The 14,715-nt window shown below is 61.1% G+C and carries 16 protein-coding genes; 13 read left to right on the top strand and 3 right to left on the bottom strand.

Going from position 1 to position 14,715, the window contains the following annotated elements; genetic code table 11:
• The first annotated feature begins 150 nt into the window (after positions 1-150).
• The 5 genes from purL to C8N43_RS04340 all read left to right on the top strand — a co-directional run bounded on the left by purL (position 151) and on the right by C8N43_RS04340 (position 3,898).
• Complete coding sequence (gene purL / locus C8N43_RS04320) at positions 151-2,313, top strand: phosphoribosylformylglycinamidine synthase subunit PurL (protein ID WP_107844429.1); 2,163 nt, start codon at positions 151-153, stop codon at positions 2,311-2,313.
• 81 nt (positions 2,314-2,394) lie between these two features.
• A complete protein-coding gene (locus tag C8N43_RS04325; RefSeq protein WP_107844430.1) occupies positions 2,395-2,619 on the top strand; it encodes a BolA family protein in 225 nt (74 codons plus the stop codon).
• Positions 2,620-2,623: 4 nt separating this feature from the next.
• Positions 2,624-3,106: an SF0329 family protein gene (locus C8N43_RS19425; protein WP_146174155.1), complete on the top strand. Its 483-nt coding sequence runs from the start codon at positions 2,624-2,626 to the stop codon at positions 3,104-3,106.
• A gap of 51 nt (positions 3,107-3,157) precedes the next feature.
• Positions 3,158-3,520, top strand: a complete 363-nt coding sequence (grxD, locus tag C8N43_RS04335; RefSeq protein ID WP_107844432.1) for a Grx4 family monothiol glutaredoxin — start codon at positions 3,158-3,160, stop codon at positions 3,518-3,520.
• A 12-nt stretch (positions 3,521-3,532) separates the two neighbouring features.
• Positions 3,533-3,898, top strand: a complete 366-nt coding sequence (locus tag C8N43_RS04340; protein ID WP_107844433.1) for a glutaredoxin domain-containing protein — start codon at positions 3,533-3,535, stop codon at positions 3,896-3,898.
• A gap of 75 nt (positions 3,899-3,973) precedes the next feature.
• Here C8N43_RS04340 and tkt read toward each other — a convergent pair whose 3' ends face one another.
• On the bottom strand, positions 3,974-5,989 hold the full coding sequence (gene tkt, locus C8N43_RS04345; RefSeq protein ID WP_107844434.1) for a transketolase: 2,016 nt from the start codon (positions 5,987-5,989) through the stop codon (positions 3,974-3,976).
• A gap of 223 nt (positions 5,990-6,212) precedes the next feature.
• Between tkt and C8N43_RS04350 the strand changes: the two genes are divergently transcribed.
• From C8N43_RS04350 to C8N43_RS19700, 4 genes are all read left to right on the top strand, one after another.
• Positions 6,213-6,647 (top strand): hypothetical protein, encoded by a 435-nt coding sequence (locus tag C8N43_RS04350; protein WP_107844435.1) that lies wholly within the window; start codon positions 6,213-6,215, stop codon positions 6,645-6,647.
• Positions 6,648-6,651: 4 nt separating this feature from the next.
• The gene (locus C8N43_RS04355; RefSeq protein ID WP_107844436.1) at positions 6,652-7,035 is read left to right on the top strand and encodes a cell division protein ZapA; all 384 of its coding nucleotides are present in this window, start codon (positions 6,652-6,654) and stop codon (positions 7,033-7,035) included.
• 296 nt (positions 7,036-7,331) lie between these two features.
• Positions 7,332-8,330 (top strand): type I glyceraldehyde-3-phosphate dehydrogenase, encoded by a 999-nt coding sequence (gene gap / locus C8N43_RS04360; RefSeq protein ID WP_107844437.1) that lies wholly within the window; start codon positions 7,332-7,334, stop codon positions 8,328-8,330.
• Positions 8,331-8,348: 18 nt separating this feature from the next.
• Positions 8,349-8,492, top strand: coding sequence for a hypothetical protein (locus C8N43_RS19700; RefSeq protein WP_170114406.1), 144 nt, complete (start codon positions 8,349-8,351; stop codon positions 8,490-8,492).
• 129 nt (positions 8,493-8,621) lie between these two features.
• On the opposite strand, the gene C8N43_RS04365 is transcribed toward C8N43_RS19700, so the two are convergent.
• Positions 8,622-10,757 carry an ATP-binding protein gene (locus tag C8N43_RS04365; RefSeq protein WP_146174156.1) on the bottom strand — a complete coding sequence of 712 codons (2,136 nt, stop codon included), beginning with the start codon at positions 10,755-10,757 and terminating at the stop codon, positions 8,622-8,624.
• On the opposite strand from C8N43_RS04365, the gene pcaC reads away from it, so the two are divergent.
• The 3 genes from pcaC (at position 10,750) to C8N43_RS04380 (ending at position 12,238) form a co-directional block, all read left to right on the top strand.
• A complete protein-coding gene (pcaC, locus tag C8N43_RS04370) occupies positions 10,750-11,145 on the top strand; it encodes a 4-carboxymuconolactone decarboxylase (RefSeq protein WP_245912898.1) in 396 nt (131 codons plus the stop codon). The genes C8N43_RS04365 and pcaC overlap by 8 nt on opposite strands.
• Positions 11,146-11,469: 324 nt before the next feature.
• Entirely contained in the window at positions 11,470-11,808 is a 339-nt protein-coding gene (locus C8N43_RS04375; RefSeq protein WP_107844440.1) for a TfoX/Sxy family protein, read from the top strand.
• Between the two features lie 49 nt (positions 11,809-11,857).
• A complete protein-coding gene (locus C8N43_RS04380; protein WP_107844441.1) occupies positions 11,858-12,238 on the top strand; it encodes a DUF4112 domain-containing protein in 381 nt (126 codons plus the stop codon).
• A gap of 102 nt (positions 12,239-12,340) precedes the next feature.
• Here C8N43_RS04380 and ndk read toward each other — a convergent pair whose 3' ends face one another.
• The gene (gene ndk, locus C8N43_RS04385; RefSeq protein WP_107844442.1) at positions 12,341-12,763 is read right to left on the bottom strand and encodes a nucleoside-diphosphate kinase; all 423 of its coding nucleotides are present in this window, start codon (positions 12,761-12,763) and stop codon (positions 12,341-12,343) included.
• A 106-nt stretch (positions 12,764-12,869) separates the two neighbouring features.
• Between ndk and C8N43_RS04390 the strand changes: the two genes are divergently transcribed.
• Complete coding sequence (locus C8N43_RS04390) at positions 12,870-14,711, top strand: ABC-F family ATP-binding cassette domain-containing protein (RefSeq protein WP_107846233.1); 1,842 nt, start codon at positions 12,870-12,872, stop codon at positions 14,709-14,711.
• Positions 14,712-14,715: the final 4 nt, after the last annotated feature.

The raw sequence follows: 14,715 nt of genomic DNA on the forward strand, positions 1-14,715 counted from the left end.
AGAGGCGCTGATGCGTTTCTCACCTCCCTGTTGGACTTTGGCCGAGCTTCGTGCTCGGCCTTTTTTTTCGGCCAGAGACAAAGCCCTTCCGCTTCGCCCGCCACTGCCTTATGAGACCCGCAACACAAGCGCTTTCGGGGGAAATCGAGCATGTCTGAGCCGTCCATTACCGACGAGTTGATCGCCGCACACGGGCTGAAGCCAGACGAATACGACCGCATTCTCGAGATCATCGGGCGCGAGCCGACCTTCACCGAGCTTGGCATCTTCTCGGCGATGTGGAACGAGCACTGCTCTTACAAGTCGTCCAAGAAGTGGCTGCGCACTCTGCCTATTGAGGGTCCACAAGTCATCTGCGGACCGGGCGAGAACGCAGGCGTGGTCGATATCGGCGACGGCCAGGCGGTCGTCTTCAAGATGGAAAGCCACAACCACCCCTCCTATATCGAGCCGTATCAGGGCGCGGCCACCGGTGTGGGCGGCATCCTGCGGGACGTGTTCACCATGGGCGCGCGGCCCATCGCGGCGATGAACAGCCTAAGCTTTGGCGAGCCCAGCCACCCCAAGACCCGCCAGCTGGTCTCGGGTGTCGTGGCGGGCGTCGGCGGCTACGGCAACTGCTTTGGCGTGCCAACGGTCGGTGGCGAGGTCCGATTCCACGCCGCCTATAATGGCAACTGCTTGGTCAATGCCTTCGCCGCGGGTCTGGCCGATGCGGACAAAATCTTCTACTCCGCCGCGTCCGGCGTGGGCATGCCCGTCGTCTATCTGGGCGCCAAGACCGGCCGCGACGGGGTTGGCGGTGCGACCATGGCCAGCGCGGAATTCGACGACACGATCGAAGAAAAGCGCCCGACCGTGCAGGTCGGCGATCCGTTCACCGAGAAGCGCCTGATGGAAGCCACGCTGGAGCTGATGGCCACCGGCGCCGTGATCTCGATCCAGGATATGGGCGCCGCGGGCCTGACCTGTTCCGCCGTCGAGATGGGCGACAAGGGCGGCCTTGGCGTCAAGCTCAAGCTCGAAGATGTCCCGCAGCGCGAAGAGAACATGACCGCCTACGAGATGATGCTGTCGGAAAGCCAGGAGCGCATGCTCATGGTCCTCAAGCCCGAGCTCGAGGCAGAGGCGCGCGCGGTCTTCGTCAAATGGGACCTCGACTTCGCCATCGTGGGCGAGACGATCGCAGAAGACCGCTTCCTGATCGAGCATAATGGCGAGATCAAAGCCGACCTGCCCCTCTCGAAACTGTCCTCCACTGCGCCGGAATATGACCGCCCGTGGGTCGAGACACCGCCAGCCGCACCGCTGGAAGATGTCCCGCAGATCGATGCAATCGACGGGCTGAGGGCCCTGCTCGCCAGCCCCAACTACGCCCGCAAGCAATGGGTGTGGGAGCAGTATGACAGCCAGGTCATGGCCGACACCGTCGTCACCCCAAGCCTTGGCGCCGGCGTCGTGCGGGTTCATGGCACCGGCAAGGCGCTCGCCTTCACCTCCGACGTGACGCCCCGCTATGTCAAAGCCAACCCGGTCGAGGGCGGCAAACAGGCGGTGGCCGAAGCCTACCGCAACCTGACCGCCACCGGCGCGCGGCCGCTGGCCACGACCGACAACATGAACTTCGGCAACCCCGAGAAGCCCGAAATCATGGGCCAGTTCGTCGGCGCCATCAAAGGCATCGGAGAGGCCGTCAAGGCGCTGGATATGCCCATCGTGTCGGGCAATGTCTCGCTGTATAACGAAACCGACGGCACCGGCATCTTGCCCACGCCCACCATCGGCGCGGTCGGCTTGATCGACGATCTCGACCACATGATCGCGGGCCAGGTCCGCGAGGGCCATGTGCTGCTGCTTGTGGGCGAGACCGAAGGCCATCTGGGCCAATCCGCCCTGCTGGCCGAAGTGTTCAACCGCGAAGATGGCGATGCACCTGCGGTCGATCTGGCGGCCGAGAAGCGCAATGGCGACTTCATCCGCGACCAGCGCGACTGGATCGATGTCTGCACCGATGTCTCCGACGGCGGCGTCGCCATGGCGGCGTTCGAGATGGCCGAAAGCGCGGGCGTGGGCCTGTGGCTCTATGATGACGACACCGCGCAATGCTTCGGCGAGGATCAGGCGCGCTACCTGATCGGCTGCTCCTTCGACAAGGCCGAGGCACTGATGATCGCCGCGGGCAAAGCGGGCGTGCCGCTGACCACCGTGGGCAAGTTCACAGGCGACCAGACGGTCTGGATCAACAAATCCCAAGCCCCGCTGTCCGAGCTATCAGAGCTCTACCGCACCAGCTTCGCGGCGGCGGTGGGCTAGGCCAAACGACAAAGTTGGCTTGTCACTGCCCCGGCGGCTCCCTACCTTCCAGATAGACACCAACCAAGGACGACCCGCCCGATGCAGCCACAAGATGTTGAAGACCTGATCCGAGCCAGCTTCCCCGACGCCCAGATCAACGTCCAAGGCGACGATGGCGTGCATTTCTCGGCCTTGGTTGTCGATGAAAGTTTCCGCGGCCAAAACCGCGTTCAGCAACAGCGCGCCGTCATGGCCGCGATCAAGGAAAAGGTCGACAGCGGCGAGCTGCACGCCCTCGCCCTGACCACCAAAGCACCGGAGTAGATCGGTGCGGTGGAGCAAACTCAAACAGCGAATTGAAGGCAACTTCGCGCCTGAAATCGCAGATCGAGTTGACGTTCACCTCACACGACATCGTGGCTCACACGACGCGGAACAACACGGCCGCATTTTGGTGGACGGTGAACTTTGGTTCGACGCGTGCGTATTCAAGCATTCTGCGAAGACCTTAGGCGTGGTCGAGCGCGAAACCGGGATTGCGTCATTGGGTTTGCTCAAAGAACACCCTGAAGTCACTGACGAGGTCAAGAACGCGGGGTTCTTGCCGGGCTGGCAGTTTCCTCAGCTTCTGTTTGATTTTTTGAACACTCCGATAGCCGATGCTTTGGTCGCGAAAGAGCCTCTAACCCGCATTCTAGCTGTACTGGACGCTCGGGTTGGGACACGAACGCTTGCCAAGCTTCAAGATTCCTGGGATTTCGCTCTACCGGAAAGACGTTTTCTGGACTTAAGGACTTCTTCCAAGTTCTAGACAACCTAGATTGCGAATGAAAGAAAACGTAACAAGAATGGGATACACGCAATGACCGACGCGCACGCTCAAATCAAAGACACCGTCACCAGCAATGATGTGGTGCTGTTCATGAAGGGCACCTCGAGCATGCCCCAATGTGGCTTCTCGTCCAAAGTGGCGGGTGTGCTGAACTACATGGGCGTGGACTATAAAGACATCAACGTGCTGGCCGATGATGGCATCCGCCAGGGCATCAAGGATTATTCCGACTGGCCCACAATCCCGCAGCTTTACGTCAAGGGCGAGTTCGTCGGCGGCTGCGATATCATCACCGAGATGACCCTGTCGGGCGAGCTGGACACGCTGCTGGAAGAAAACGGCGTGGCCTTCGACAAGGACGCGGCCAACAAGATCCGCGAACACAACAGCTAAAGGGCGACCGTTATGGCCGACACCGTGCAGGAACATGTCGACGAGATCCTGAAAGAGCACCGCGTCGTGCTGTTCATGAACGGCACCGTCGAAACCCCTGCCGATGCCGAAAGCGCCATGGCGCGCGACATCCTGTCGGCCATCAAGGTCGCGTTCTTTCCGGTCGACGTCTCTCGCCAACCCGTCATCGCGCAAGAGGTCTCCACGCGGTCGGGCATGCCGAAAATGGCGCAGCTCTTTATCGACGGCGGGTTCATCGTGGACAGCTTCCTGATGCCCGACGCGGTGGCGAGCGAGGATTTCGACAAGATCCTCGACGCGCGCAACGTCTCGTATGACGCTGAGATGATGCAGACGATGCGCGATATGAACCAGTAGCCTGCGCGGCTTGGAAAAAAGAAAAGGCCCGGCCGCTGCGATGCGACCGGGCCTTTTTCGTTAGAAATCAGCGGATCAGAGCAGGCTCTTGACCTTCTCGGCCACGGCCTTTGCGGTGATGCCGAAATGCTTGTAGAGATCGCCCGCGGGCGCCGACGCACCGAAGCCATGCATGCCGACAAAGCCCGACTTCTCGCGCTTGCCACGCTCGCCGAACAGCCAGCGGTCCCAGCCGAAGCGGATGGCGGCCTCGACAGCGACGCGCACCGGGCCTGCGGGCAGAACCTTGCGGCGGTACTTCTCGTCCTGCTCCTCGAACAGCTCCCAGCACGGCATGGAGACGACACGGGTGCCGATCCCCTCGGACTCGAGCAGGTCGCGGGCGGCGAGCGCGATTTCAACCTCCGAGCCGGTCGCCATCAGGATCGCCTGCCGCTTGCCGGTGGCCTCGGCCAAGACGTAGCCGCCGGTCGCAACCTGATTTTTCAGCGTGTGATCCGTGCGGACCGTCGGCAGTCCTTGGCGGGACAGCGCCAGAACGGACGGGGTTTTCTTCGACGACAGCGCCAGCTCCCACGCCTCTGCGGTCTCGACCGCGTCTGCGGGGCGGAAGACATTGACGTTGGGCGTCGCGCGCAGCATCGCCAGATGCTCCACCGGCTGGTGGGTCGGACCGTCTTCGCCAAGACCAATCGAATCGTGTGTCATCACGTAGGTCACCGGCACGCCCATCAGCGCCGATAGCCGCATCGCGCCGCGGGCATAGTCGGTGAAGCACATGAACGTGCCGCCGTAAGCCTTTGATCCGCCATGCAAAGCGATGCCGTTCATGGCAGCCGCCATCCCATGCTCTCGGATGCCGTAATACATGTAGCGACCTTTGCGATTGTCGGGGCTGAAAACGCCCATATCGCTGGTCAACGTATTGTTCGACCCGGTCAGGTCGGCCGAGCCGCCGAAGGTTTCCTGCATGATCGGATTGATCACTTCCAGCGCCATCTCGGAGGCCTTGCGGGTCGCGACCTTCGGCTGGCTCTCGCTGATCTGCTTCTTCAACGCCTTGATCGTGGCCGACAGCTTCTTGGGCACATCACCCGCGTAGCAGCGCGCAAATTCTTTCTGCTTCGCGCCGGAAACCGACAGCAGGCGCTCTTCCCACGCGCGGCGATCCTCTGCGCCACGCTTGCCGATGGCCTCCCACTGCTTTTTCACATCGCCCGGGATTTCGAACGGGCCGTAGTTCCAGCCATAAGCCGCCTTTGTGTCCGCGATCAGCTCGTCCGAGGTCAGCGCGCCGTGCCCCTTGGACGTGTCCTGTGCCGACGAGCCAAGCGCGATATGCGTCTTGCATGCGATCATCGACGGCTTACGGGTTTTCTTCGCTTTCTCGATGGCCGCATCGATCGCATCGGGGTCATGCCCGTCGATCTCTTGCACATGCCAGCCCGACGCCTTGAAGCGCTGCACCTGATCGGTGCGGTCGGACAGCTCGACCGTGCCGTCGATGGTGATGTTGTTGTTGTCCCACAGCACAATCAGGTGGCCCAGCTCGTGTCGGCCCGCAATCCCGATCGCCTCTTGGCTGACGCCCTCCATCAGGCAACCATCACCCGCGATGCAGTAGGTGTAGTGATCCACCAGCTTCTTGCCGAAGCGCGCGCGCTGGTTCTCTTCGGCCAATGCGAAGCCCACTGCGTTTCCGATGCCTTGGCCCAGCGGCCCGGTCGTGGTCTCGATCCCGCCCGCGTGGCCGTATTCCGGATGCCCGTCGGTGATTGAGCCCAGCTGGCGGAAATTCTTGATCTGCTCCAGCGTCATGTCCGAGTATCCGGTCAGGTGCAGCAGCGAGTACAGCAACATCGACCCGTGGCCCGCCGACAGAATGAAGCGGTCCCGATCCGGCCAATCAGGTGCGGAGGCATCGAATTTGAGGTGCTTTTCATAAAGAACCGTCGCCACATCGGCCATGCCCATTGGCATGCCGGAATGGCCGGAATTTGCGGCCGCCACGGCGTCCAGCGTCAGGGTGCGGATGGCGGCGGCGCGCATCCAGTGCTCGGGGTGGGCGTCGCGCAGGGCAGCAATATCCAAGGGTCTGATCCTTCTGTCAGGCTTAGCAGGTCGCGCCGTGATACCAGCGTGGGCGCGAAGTTCAAGCGCGCGCGGTCGCCTGTTTCACGCGCCCGGCCCGATAGGGGGAAGCCATCGCGGCAAACTGTGGTTAAAATCAAGCCAGTGACGCGCGGAGTTGATTCGGGATGACAAGTCTCGCAATCCGCCGCGGATCACGAATATGGGGCAACGAGGGGCAGTTATGACCGACGTCACCGAGCTGGAGCAGCGCATCGTCGCGGCGATGGACCGCATCGCGTACAGCGCAGATCAGATGGCATCCGCGCCGAGCGCGGCGGATGGACAATTGGCCGAAGAGCTGGAGGTCGAGCGCGCCACGAACGCGCGTCTTGCCGAGGCCGGCACCGCGAACCTCGCCCGGATTGAACGGCTGGAGACGCGTCTGGCCCGCCTGACCGACCGGCTTGACGCCGTTGATGACGAAAACGCCCGACTGATCACGGAAATCAACGCGCTGCGCGCAACCAATACGCAGCTGCGCGACGGCGCAGATGCCGATGTCATCAACGCCTCGCTCAAGGCCGAGAATGACAGCCTCAAGGCAGAGCGTGCCGCGCAGATAGCGGAAATGGACGAAATTCTGGGCGAGATCGCCCCGCTGGTTAAGGAGGCCTGAAGCCATGCCCGAGATCAACATCGAGATCGGCGGTCGCACCTTTCAGGTCGCCTGCCAGACCGGCGAAGAGCACTTCCTGCAGACCGCCGCGCGCCTGCTCGACAACGAGGCCAGCGTGCTGGCAGAGCAGATCGGTCGGATGCCCGAGACCCGGATGCTGCTTATGGCAGGACTGATGCTCGCTGACAAAACGGCGGGGCTCGAAGAGGAATTGCGCGCCGCTGAAGACCAGCTCGACACGTTGCGCCGTGACCTAGACGGCGCGCGGTCCGCACAGCCGCAGACGGTCGAGGTACCCGTGGTGCCACAGTCGGTGACGGATACGCTGGCCGAGCTTGCCGCGCGCTCCGAAGCACTCGCCGACAGTCTGGAGGCGAAACGCGGCTGATAGGGTCTGGACTTTTCGGTCGCGACCGATGGCACTCCTCCGGTAACGCGGTGACCGCGGATCGCCGAGCGGAGTCTTTCATTTACCCTGGTGCCGAGGAAATTCTTTTTCCCTTGGATTGCGACTCGCCACTGGCCACTTGACGGACGTTATCGCTAACAGTTCCTGCGTCATGCCTGAAAGCAGCCATGTTAACGCTAACACACTCAAATACTTGAATAATTCACCTATCAAAGTTTCGCATTCCTTCGTATACCGCCGCCAAGGGGTAAGACGGATAACGAGGGATCAAGCACATGACCACGACAGTTGCCATCAATGGCTTTGGCCGCATTGGGCGATGCACCCTCGCCCATATCGCCGAAAGCTCCCGAAATGACATTCAAGTCGTCGCGATCAATGCCACCGGCCCGATTGAGACCAACGCGCATCTGCTGAAATACGACAGCGTGCATGGCCGCTTCGGCCAAGAGGTACGCGTTGACGGTGATACGATGGATATCGGTCGCGGCCCGATGAAGGTCCATTCGACCTATGATCCGTCTGAATTGGACTGGGATGGTGTCGATGTCGTGCTCGAATGCACCGGCAAGTTCAACTCCAAGGCTCAGTCACAAATTCACCTCGACCGCGGCGCGAAACGCGTCTTGATCTCTGCTCCGGCAAAGGGTGTCGACAAGACCATCGTGTACGGCGTCAACCATCGCGATCTGTTGCCAGAGCATGGTGTCGTCTCAAACGGCTCTTGCACGACCAATTGTCTGGCACCGCTCGCCAAGGTTCTCAATGATGCCATCGGGATTGAGCGGGGTATCATGACCACGATCCACTCCTATACTGGAGACCAGCCGACGCTCGACCGGCGCCACGCCGACCTCTACCGCGCCCGGGCGGCGGCGATGGCAATGATCCCGACATCGACCGGCGCCGCAAAGGCCTTGGGTGAAGTGCTGCCAGAGCTTTCCGGCAAGCTTGATGGCACCGCGATGCGCGTGCCCACGCCGAACGTATCCGCCGTCGATTTGACCTTCGAGGCCGGGAAGGATGTGACCGTCGACGACGTCAATGAAATCGTGCGCGAGGCTGCCGCCGGGCATATGGGGGCGGTGCTGTCCTACGATCCGGAACCCAAGGTTTCGATCGACTTCAACCACACACCCCATTCGTCGATTTTCGCGCCGGATCAGACAAAGGTTGTGGGCGGTCGCACGGTTCGGGTATTGGCGTGGTACGACAATGAGTGGGGCTTCTCCTGCCGAATGGCCGATGTGGCCAGCGCGATGGGACGCCTCTAAGCCACCGCCAGAGGCCCAATGACGAACAAGATCGCCATCGCGCTCGCCGCGCTGATCTTCGCCATCCTGATGCTCGATGTTCTGGTCTTTGGCTGGGATTTGCACATATTCCTCGGTCGGCGGTTGCTGGACTTGACGGAATACTTGGCCTTTTGGCGTTAGTCCGTCCGTGGACCGCTTTGGACACTTTGATCTTTGACATCTCGCTCTGCCGTCTTCTCTGAAAGCGTTTCGCTGCTTGTCATCGACATCGTGTGAAGATCGCGTCACCCCTCTTGCACACCGTCCATATCAATGGAGCGCCGCGGACGGCATCGGGCATTGATCCAGCCCAACAAAGTCACGCGCCGTATCCACGGGCACGGAGAAGACGAAGATGCTGCCACGGTCAGTGCGGCTTTCCACGTAGATGCCCCCGCCCCATTGATTGACCGTCTTCTTGATGAAGGACAGTCCCAATCCGCTGCCTTCGACGTTCGCGGAAAGGCGCTTGAACGGGTCAAAGATGGAGGAGAGATGCTCTTGCGGGATGCCGGGCCCATCGTCTTCTACTTCAAACACGGTTTGGTCCCCGATCCGCTTACCCCTGATCTTGATCACGCCCATTTTGCGGTCATGGTGCTTGATCGCGTTGGAAATCAGATTGCGCATCACTGCATCGAAAGTGGCTGGAGCGACACGAAGAGAGGGGAGGTCAGGCTGGATTTCAATTCGGAAGTTGTCGGGAAGGCCGACCATTTCGACGATGGATGGCATCCGTTCGTTCACATCGACAAGCTCGCTTTCGCTCAACTCTTCATCCGCGCGCGCGTGATCCAGCAGGCCTTGGATAAGGTGGCGCATGCGATCCGAAAGCGTCTCCAGCATTCCGAAGTAGTCTTGCACATCGTCCGGAAAGTCTTGGTCTGCCTCTGCTATATCTTCTCGAATGACCTGGAGAATGCTGGATTGCTGAACCAAAGGCGCCTTCAGATCATGGGCCGCGATCGTCGCGAAAATCTGAAGTTTCTCGTTCGCGCTCTCCAATTCTTTCTTTTGAGCCTCGATCAGTGCCGCCTGATCCAGCAGCCCCGTCACATCCACACGCAATGATGCAAAATAGCCATTGCCGAGCGGCAATTCCGTCGCCTCGAATGTGCGGCCGTTCCTGCCGCGGATCATGCGCGTGATCGACTGACCACGGCGCAGTTTGCGCGCCAAGTCATCTGCGAAATGCCGCGTCTCGTCAGTCTGCCAGACCCCCGAGACAACACCTGTTTCGTAGGATTGAATGACGAGTTCCTGCAGGCTCGCGCCCCGTTCGATCAAGGGAACGAGCTTCGGAAACGCTGACGAGAATCCATCGTTCCAATGAATGGCACGCAGGTCCTTGTCATACACAACAACGGCAGAATGCACGGCATTCATCGCTTCTACCAAAAGGTTCGTCGCTTGGGCCTTCTGTGACACCTCCTCCAATCGAGCCGCCTTCTTGCGAAGGCTCAGGCTGATTGACATGACCATGCCGAGCAAAAGCACGAGGCCGAGAACACCATAAGCGATCAATTCGCCGTTGGGATCGACGCTCGGACTTCCGAACCAGATCTCGTTGAGCGTGCTCAGCTCTGACGGCGTGAGTGTGTCGCGGATCCGGGTATTCATCGCAGACAGCAGCTCCGGGCGATCCGGGGAGACGTAGAAAGCGTACGGAAATTCCTCCAGCGGCGGCTCGACGGGTTGCACCGCGCGGTCGAGCTCCATCAGCCGCAGGCGCGCGGCGAAACTATCGGTAGCACCGACGACCGCATCCACATCACCGACCAGCAGCCCGAGGATTTGATCATCGGGGGTTTCGTATTCGACGAGCTTTGCGAAGGGAATGCCCTGCGCAATCTGAACGGCGATCGAGCCGCGCACAACCCCGATGCGGTCGCCCGAGAAGGCCGCGACCTCATCACCGGCTCTTTCCGCCTTTGTAAACAAAGCACTCCCAAATGCGCCGAGCGGGTCAGTCGCGTCGGCGCGCGCCAAGCGATCTTCTGTCAGACCAAGCAGGGTCGAGATATCAGCCCGCCCGTCCCTGAGCATTGTGATCATTTCGTCGGGCGATGCCGCGGGTATGAAGCTCAACTCCGCCTCTTCCAGCAGCGCGCGGGCCAGATCGATTGACAGGCCTTCCGCAGCGCCGCCGGGACCCGTGAAGGAATAGGGTGGGAACTCGACATAAGCCATGCGGACCGGCGTCTCGGCCTGCGCCGCGCTCAGGCTCACGCAGGCAAGCAAGCATGCGAGAAGAAACCTCAATCTTATAAACACCATTCGCCGGTTCCCTGTGATTTGCCTCCTTTTTCCAGAGATCGGTTTATAGTCGTTTAAGACCCCTCGCCTTTTGTCGACGATTTTAAGTATGCTCCTCCGGGAAACGCCAACGGAGGCCAAGGTGAGCAAGAAATATGACCGCGGCGAAGCCGTACGACGCAAGGTCCTAGGGGACGCCCATGTGGACCGTTCCCAGGCGAAACAAACGGCGTTTGATCAACCTTTCCAAGAGCTTATCACAGAGTCAGCTTGGGGCACCGTCTGGGCATCGGACGCGATTACCTTGCGGGAGCGATCGATGCTCACGCTCGCGATCCTCGCGGCCACGAAGAACTTCAATGAAATTCCGATGCATATCCGCGCCACGGCCAATACCGGCGCCACGCGCGAAGATATTTGTGAGGTCTTTCAGCATGTTACCATCTACGCCGGTGTTCCCACGGCCAATCATGCGATCCAGCTTGCCAAAGCCACGTTTGCAGAGATGGATGCGGAAGCCGAAGCCGCCGAAGACTGAACGCAATTTATTTCAAGTCTGAAACGCTTTGGCACATTTTGTGGCTTGGAAACTGCTCGGTACAATATTCGGCACGACCTCTAAAACTCCGCCTCATTTGCGCCACAATTCTGCCCCCGAGGCGCCTTAATGCCGTGCTGAGGTTCTTGGACACCGAGCATGAAAATTAACGCAAGGAGGCCAGATCATGGCCTATCAAGCCCCCTCCCCGACGCCTCAGCCGACGGGCAAAGAGACACAGGCTCCGAAACCGACACCCCCTGAGGGGTTTTCGGATTGGGCGAGCCTCTAGCGCGGTCGCGCTGGCCGCAATAGACTGGCGACATGACATCGCCTGTCTCATCTATTCGCAATCTGGGTCCAGCCTACGAGGCGAGCTTGGCCGCCGTCGGTATTACCAGCGCGGAGCAGCTACGGGAGGTCGGCGCCGATGCCGCCTATGCCAAGCTTTTGGAAAGCGGAACCCGGCCGCATTTCATCGGATACTATGTGTTGGTGATGGGTCTGCAGGGGCGGCCCTGGAACGACTGTAAGGGCGACGAGAAGGCCGCACTCCGCGCGCGCTTCGATGATCTGAAAGCGAAGCATTTCAACAGTGATTTGAGTGGCTTGGAGCGTATTCTGGATGAAATTGGCGTGAACAATCGCGCGCGCAGCAATTGAAATCTCTCAATGTGACACCAATTTACATTATATCAACGCAGACACTGAGATGACGCTGGCCCGCTTGGACCGCCTTGCGTATACGCTTGAAAATCTGCTGCCGATCCCGGGCACGAATTTGCGGATCGGGTTGGACGCTTTGGCCGGTTTCGTGCCGGTCGTAGGCGACGTGATCATGGTCGCCCCGGCGAGTGTCATCCTGCATCAGGCGCACCGGTTGGGCGCGCCGCGGCACCTATTGATCCGCATGGCGCTCAATGTGGGCGTCGATATGGTGATAGGTATGATCCCGTTCATCGGTGACATCTTCGACGTTGGATGGAACGCAAACACTCGTAATGTCAATCTGTTGCGCGCATTTCTTGATGCAAATCTGCCGACAGAGCCGCGCATTTCGAGAACGGCTTCGCGGCAAAGCCCTGTGGTCTAAGACGCTTCCACATTTGCGGTTAGGACGTAGCGGTGACTGGCCGCAAAAACAGAAAAGGCCCGCGCCATTGACGCGGGCCTCCCCCAAAAAATTTCCAGAGACTTAGCCGACCAGTTCGAGGCCGGAGAAGAAGAACGCGATCTCTTCTGCGGCGGTCTCCGGTGCGTCGGAGCCGTGCACGGAGTTCTCGCCGATGGACAGCGCGAATTCCTTTCGGATGGTGCCCTCTGCGGCCTCTGCCGGGTTGGTGGCGCCCATCACTTCGCGGTTCTTCGCAATGGCGTCTTCGCCTTCCAGCACCTGCACCACGATCGGCTCGGAGATCATGAATTCGCACAGCTCGTCAAAGAACGGACGGTCCTTGTGCACACCGTAGAACTGCTGCGCTTGGGCCAGGGTCAACTGGATGCGCTTGGAGGCGACGATGCGCAGGCCGGCCTCTTCGAATTTGGCAATGATCTGCCCCGTCAGGTTGCGCTTGGTGGCGTCGGGTTTGATGATGGAGAAGGTGCGTTGGATCGCCATGGGAAAGTCCTCGCTGGAGTTACAATTTGGCGCGCACCTAACATGGGGCCGCGCCCGTGAAAAGCGCGCAATTGACACCCCTGCCCGCATGGGCGACACGCACCCCATGTTACGTCTCAATGATCTGCGCTACGCCGTCGAGGGCCGCACCCTGTTCGAGGGCGCCTCTGCCACGATCCCCACCGGCCACAAGGTCGGGCTCGTGGGGCGCAATGGCACCGGCAAAACCACGCTTTTCCGGCTAATCCGGGGCGAGCTGGCGCTGGAAAGCGGCACCGTCACCCTGCCCGATCGCGCCCGCATTGGCGGCATCGCGCAGGAGGTGCCATCGAACGAGGTCTCTCTTCTGAACACCGTGCTCGCCGCCGACACCGAGCGCGCGGATCTCATGGCCGAGGCCGACACGGCCACCGACCCCGACCGCATCGCCGAGATCCAGACCCGGCTGGCCGATATCGACGCCTGGTCGGCCGAGGCGCGCGCCTCTTCGATCCTCGTGGGCCTGGGCTTCACCCCTGCCGAGACGCATCAGCCCTGCTCGGATTTCTCCGGCGGGTGGCGCATGCGCGTGGCGCTCGCCGCGGTGCTGTTCTCCCAGCCCGATCTGCTGCTGCTTGACGAGCCTACGAACTATCTCGACCTCGAAGGCGCGCTCTGGCTCGAGCACTACCTGACCCGCTACCCGCACACGGTCATCATCATCTCCCACGACCGGGAGCTGCTGAACCGCTCGGTCAACGGCATCCTGCATCTCGAAGACAAGCAGTTGACGTTCTACTCGGGCAATTACGACCAGTTCGCCCGCCAGCGCGCCGCGCGCCGCGCGGTGCAGGCCGCCGCCGCGAAGAAGCAGGAGCTGCAGCGCGCCCACCTGCAAAGCTTCGTCGACCGCTTCAAGGCCAAGGCGTCCAAGGCCAAACAGGCGCAGTCCCGCGTCAAGATGCTCGAGAAGATGGAAACCATCACCGCCCCAGAGGACGCCGCCCGCGTCGTCTTCACCTTCCCCGAGCCCGAAGAGCTGTCGCCGCCCATTATCAACACCGAAAGCGCGTCCGTCGGCTATGACGGCACGCCCGTGCTCAGCCACCTGAACCTGCGCATCGACCAGGATGACCGCATCGCGCTTCTGGGCCGCAACGGCGAGGGCAAGTCGACGCTCGCCAAGCTGCTCTCCGACCGGCTCGATGCCATGGGCGGGCGCGTTACCGCATCCAATAAGCTGCGCATCGGCTTCTTCGCCCAGCACCAAGTGGACGAGCTGCATGTCGACCAGACCCCGCTCGAGCACCTGATCAAGGAGCGCCCGAACGAAGGTCAGGCCAAGCTGCGCGCGCGGCTGGCAAGCTTTGGTCTTGGCGCGGATCAGGCCGACACCGAGGTCGGGCGCCTGTCTGGCGGCCAGAAGGCCCGCCTGTCCCTGCTGCTCGCCACCCTGCCCGCGCCGCATCTGCTGATCCTCGACGAGCCGACCAACCACCTTGATATCGAAAGCCGCGAGGCGCTGGTCGAGGCACTGACCGCCTATACCGGCGCGGTCATTCTCGTCTCCCACGACATGCACCTGCTGAGCCTCGTGGCCGACCGGCTGTGGCTGGTCAAGGACGGCCGCGTCAGCCCCTATGAAGAAGACCTGCAGGCCTACCGCAAACTGCTGCTCGCGCCGCCCGACAAGCCCGAAAAGGACAAACCAAAGCCCAAAAAGGCGTCGCGCGACGACATTCTCGAGCTGCGCGCCGAGGTCCGCAAATGCGAGGCCCGCGTCGAGAAGATCGCCGCTATGCAGGACGAGCTTGCCAAGCGTCTGGGCGACCCCAAGGTCTACGAGGACCACATGGCCGACAAACGCGTCGTCTGGCAGAAGAAATACTCCGAAGTGATGGAGGCGATGGACCGCGCCGAAGCCATGTGGCTCAAGGCCCAGTCCAAACTGGAAAAGGCCGAAGGCTAGACGC

It is taken from the genome of Litoreibacter ponti, assembly GCF_003054285.1.
Classification (GTDB): Bacteria; Pseudomonadota; Alphaproteobacteria; order Rhodobacterales; family Rhodobacteraceae; genus Litoreibacter; species Litoreibacter ponti.

What these genes read in the sequence shown, in the direction of transcription:
- purL (WP_107844429.1), top strand. Translation starts at nt 151, where the DNA reads ATGTCTGAGCCGTCCATTACCGACGAGTTGATCGCCGCACACGGGCTG.
- C8N43_RS04325 (WP_107844430.1), top strand. Translation starts at nt 2,395, where the DNA reads ATGCAGCCACAAGATGTTGAAGACCTGATCCGAGCCAGCTTCCCCGAC.
- grxD (WP_107844432.1), top strand. Translation starts at nt 3,158, where the DNA reads ATGACCGACGCGCACGCTCAAATCAAAGACACCGTCACCAGCAATGAT.
- C8N43_RS04340 (WP_107844433.1), top strand. Translation starts at nt 3,533, where the DNA reads ATGGCCGACACCGTGCAGGAACATGTCGACGAGATCCTGAAAGAGCAC.
- C8N43_RS04350 (WP_107844435.1), top strand. Translation starts at nt 6,213, where the DNA reads ATGACCGACGTCACCGAGCTGGAGCAGCGCATCGTCGCGGCGATGGAC.
- C8N43_RS04355 (WP_107844436.1), top strand. Translation starts at nt 6,652, where the DNA reads ATGCCCGAGATCAACATCGAGATCGGCGGTCGCACCTTTCAGGTCGCC.
- gap (WP_107844437.1), top strand. Translation starts at nt 7,332, where the DNA reads ATGACCACGACAGTTGCCATCAATGGCTTTGGCCGCATTGGGCGATGC.
- C8N43_RS19700 (WP_170114406.1), top strand. Translation starts at nt 8,349, where the DNA reads ATGACGAACAAGATCGCCATCGCGCTCGCCGCGCTGATCTTCGCCATC.
- C8N43_RS04375 (WP_107844440.1), top strand. Translation starts at nt 11,470, where the DNA reads ATGACATCGCCTGTCTCATCTATTCGCAATCTGGGTCCAGCCTACGAG.
- C8N43_RS04380 (WP_107844441.1), top strand. Translation starts at nt 11,858, where the DNA reads ATGACGCTGGCCCGCTTGGACCGCCTTGCGTATACGCTTGAAAATCTG.
- ndk (WP_107844442.1), bottom strand. Translation starts at nt 12,763, where the DNA reads ATGGCGATCCAACGCACCTTCTCCATCATCAAACCCGACGCCACCAAG.
- C8N43_RS04390 (WP_107846233.1), top strand. Translation starts at nt 12,870, where the DNA reads ATGTTACGTCTCAATGATCTGCGCTACGCCGTCGAGGGCCGCACCCTG.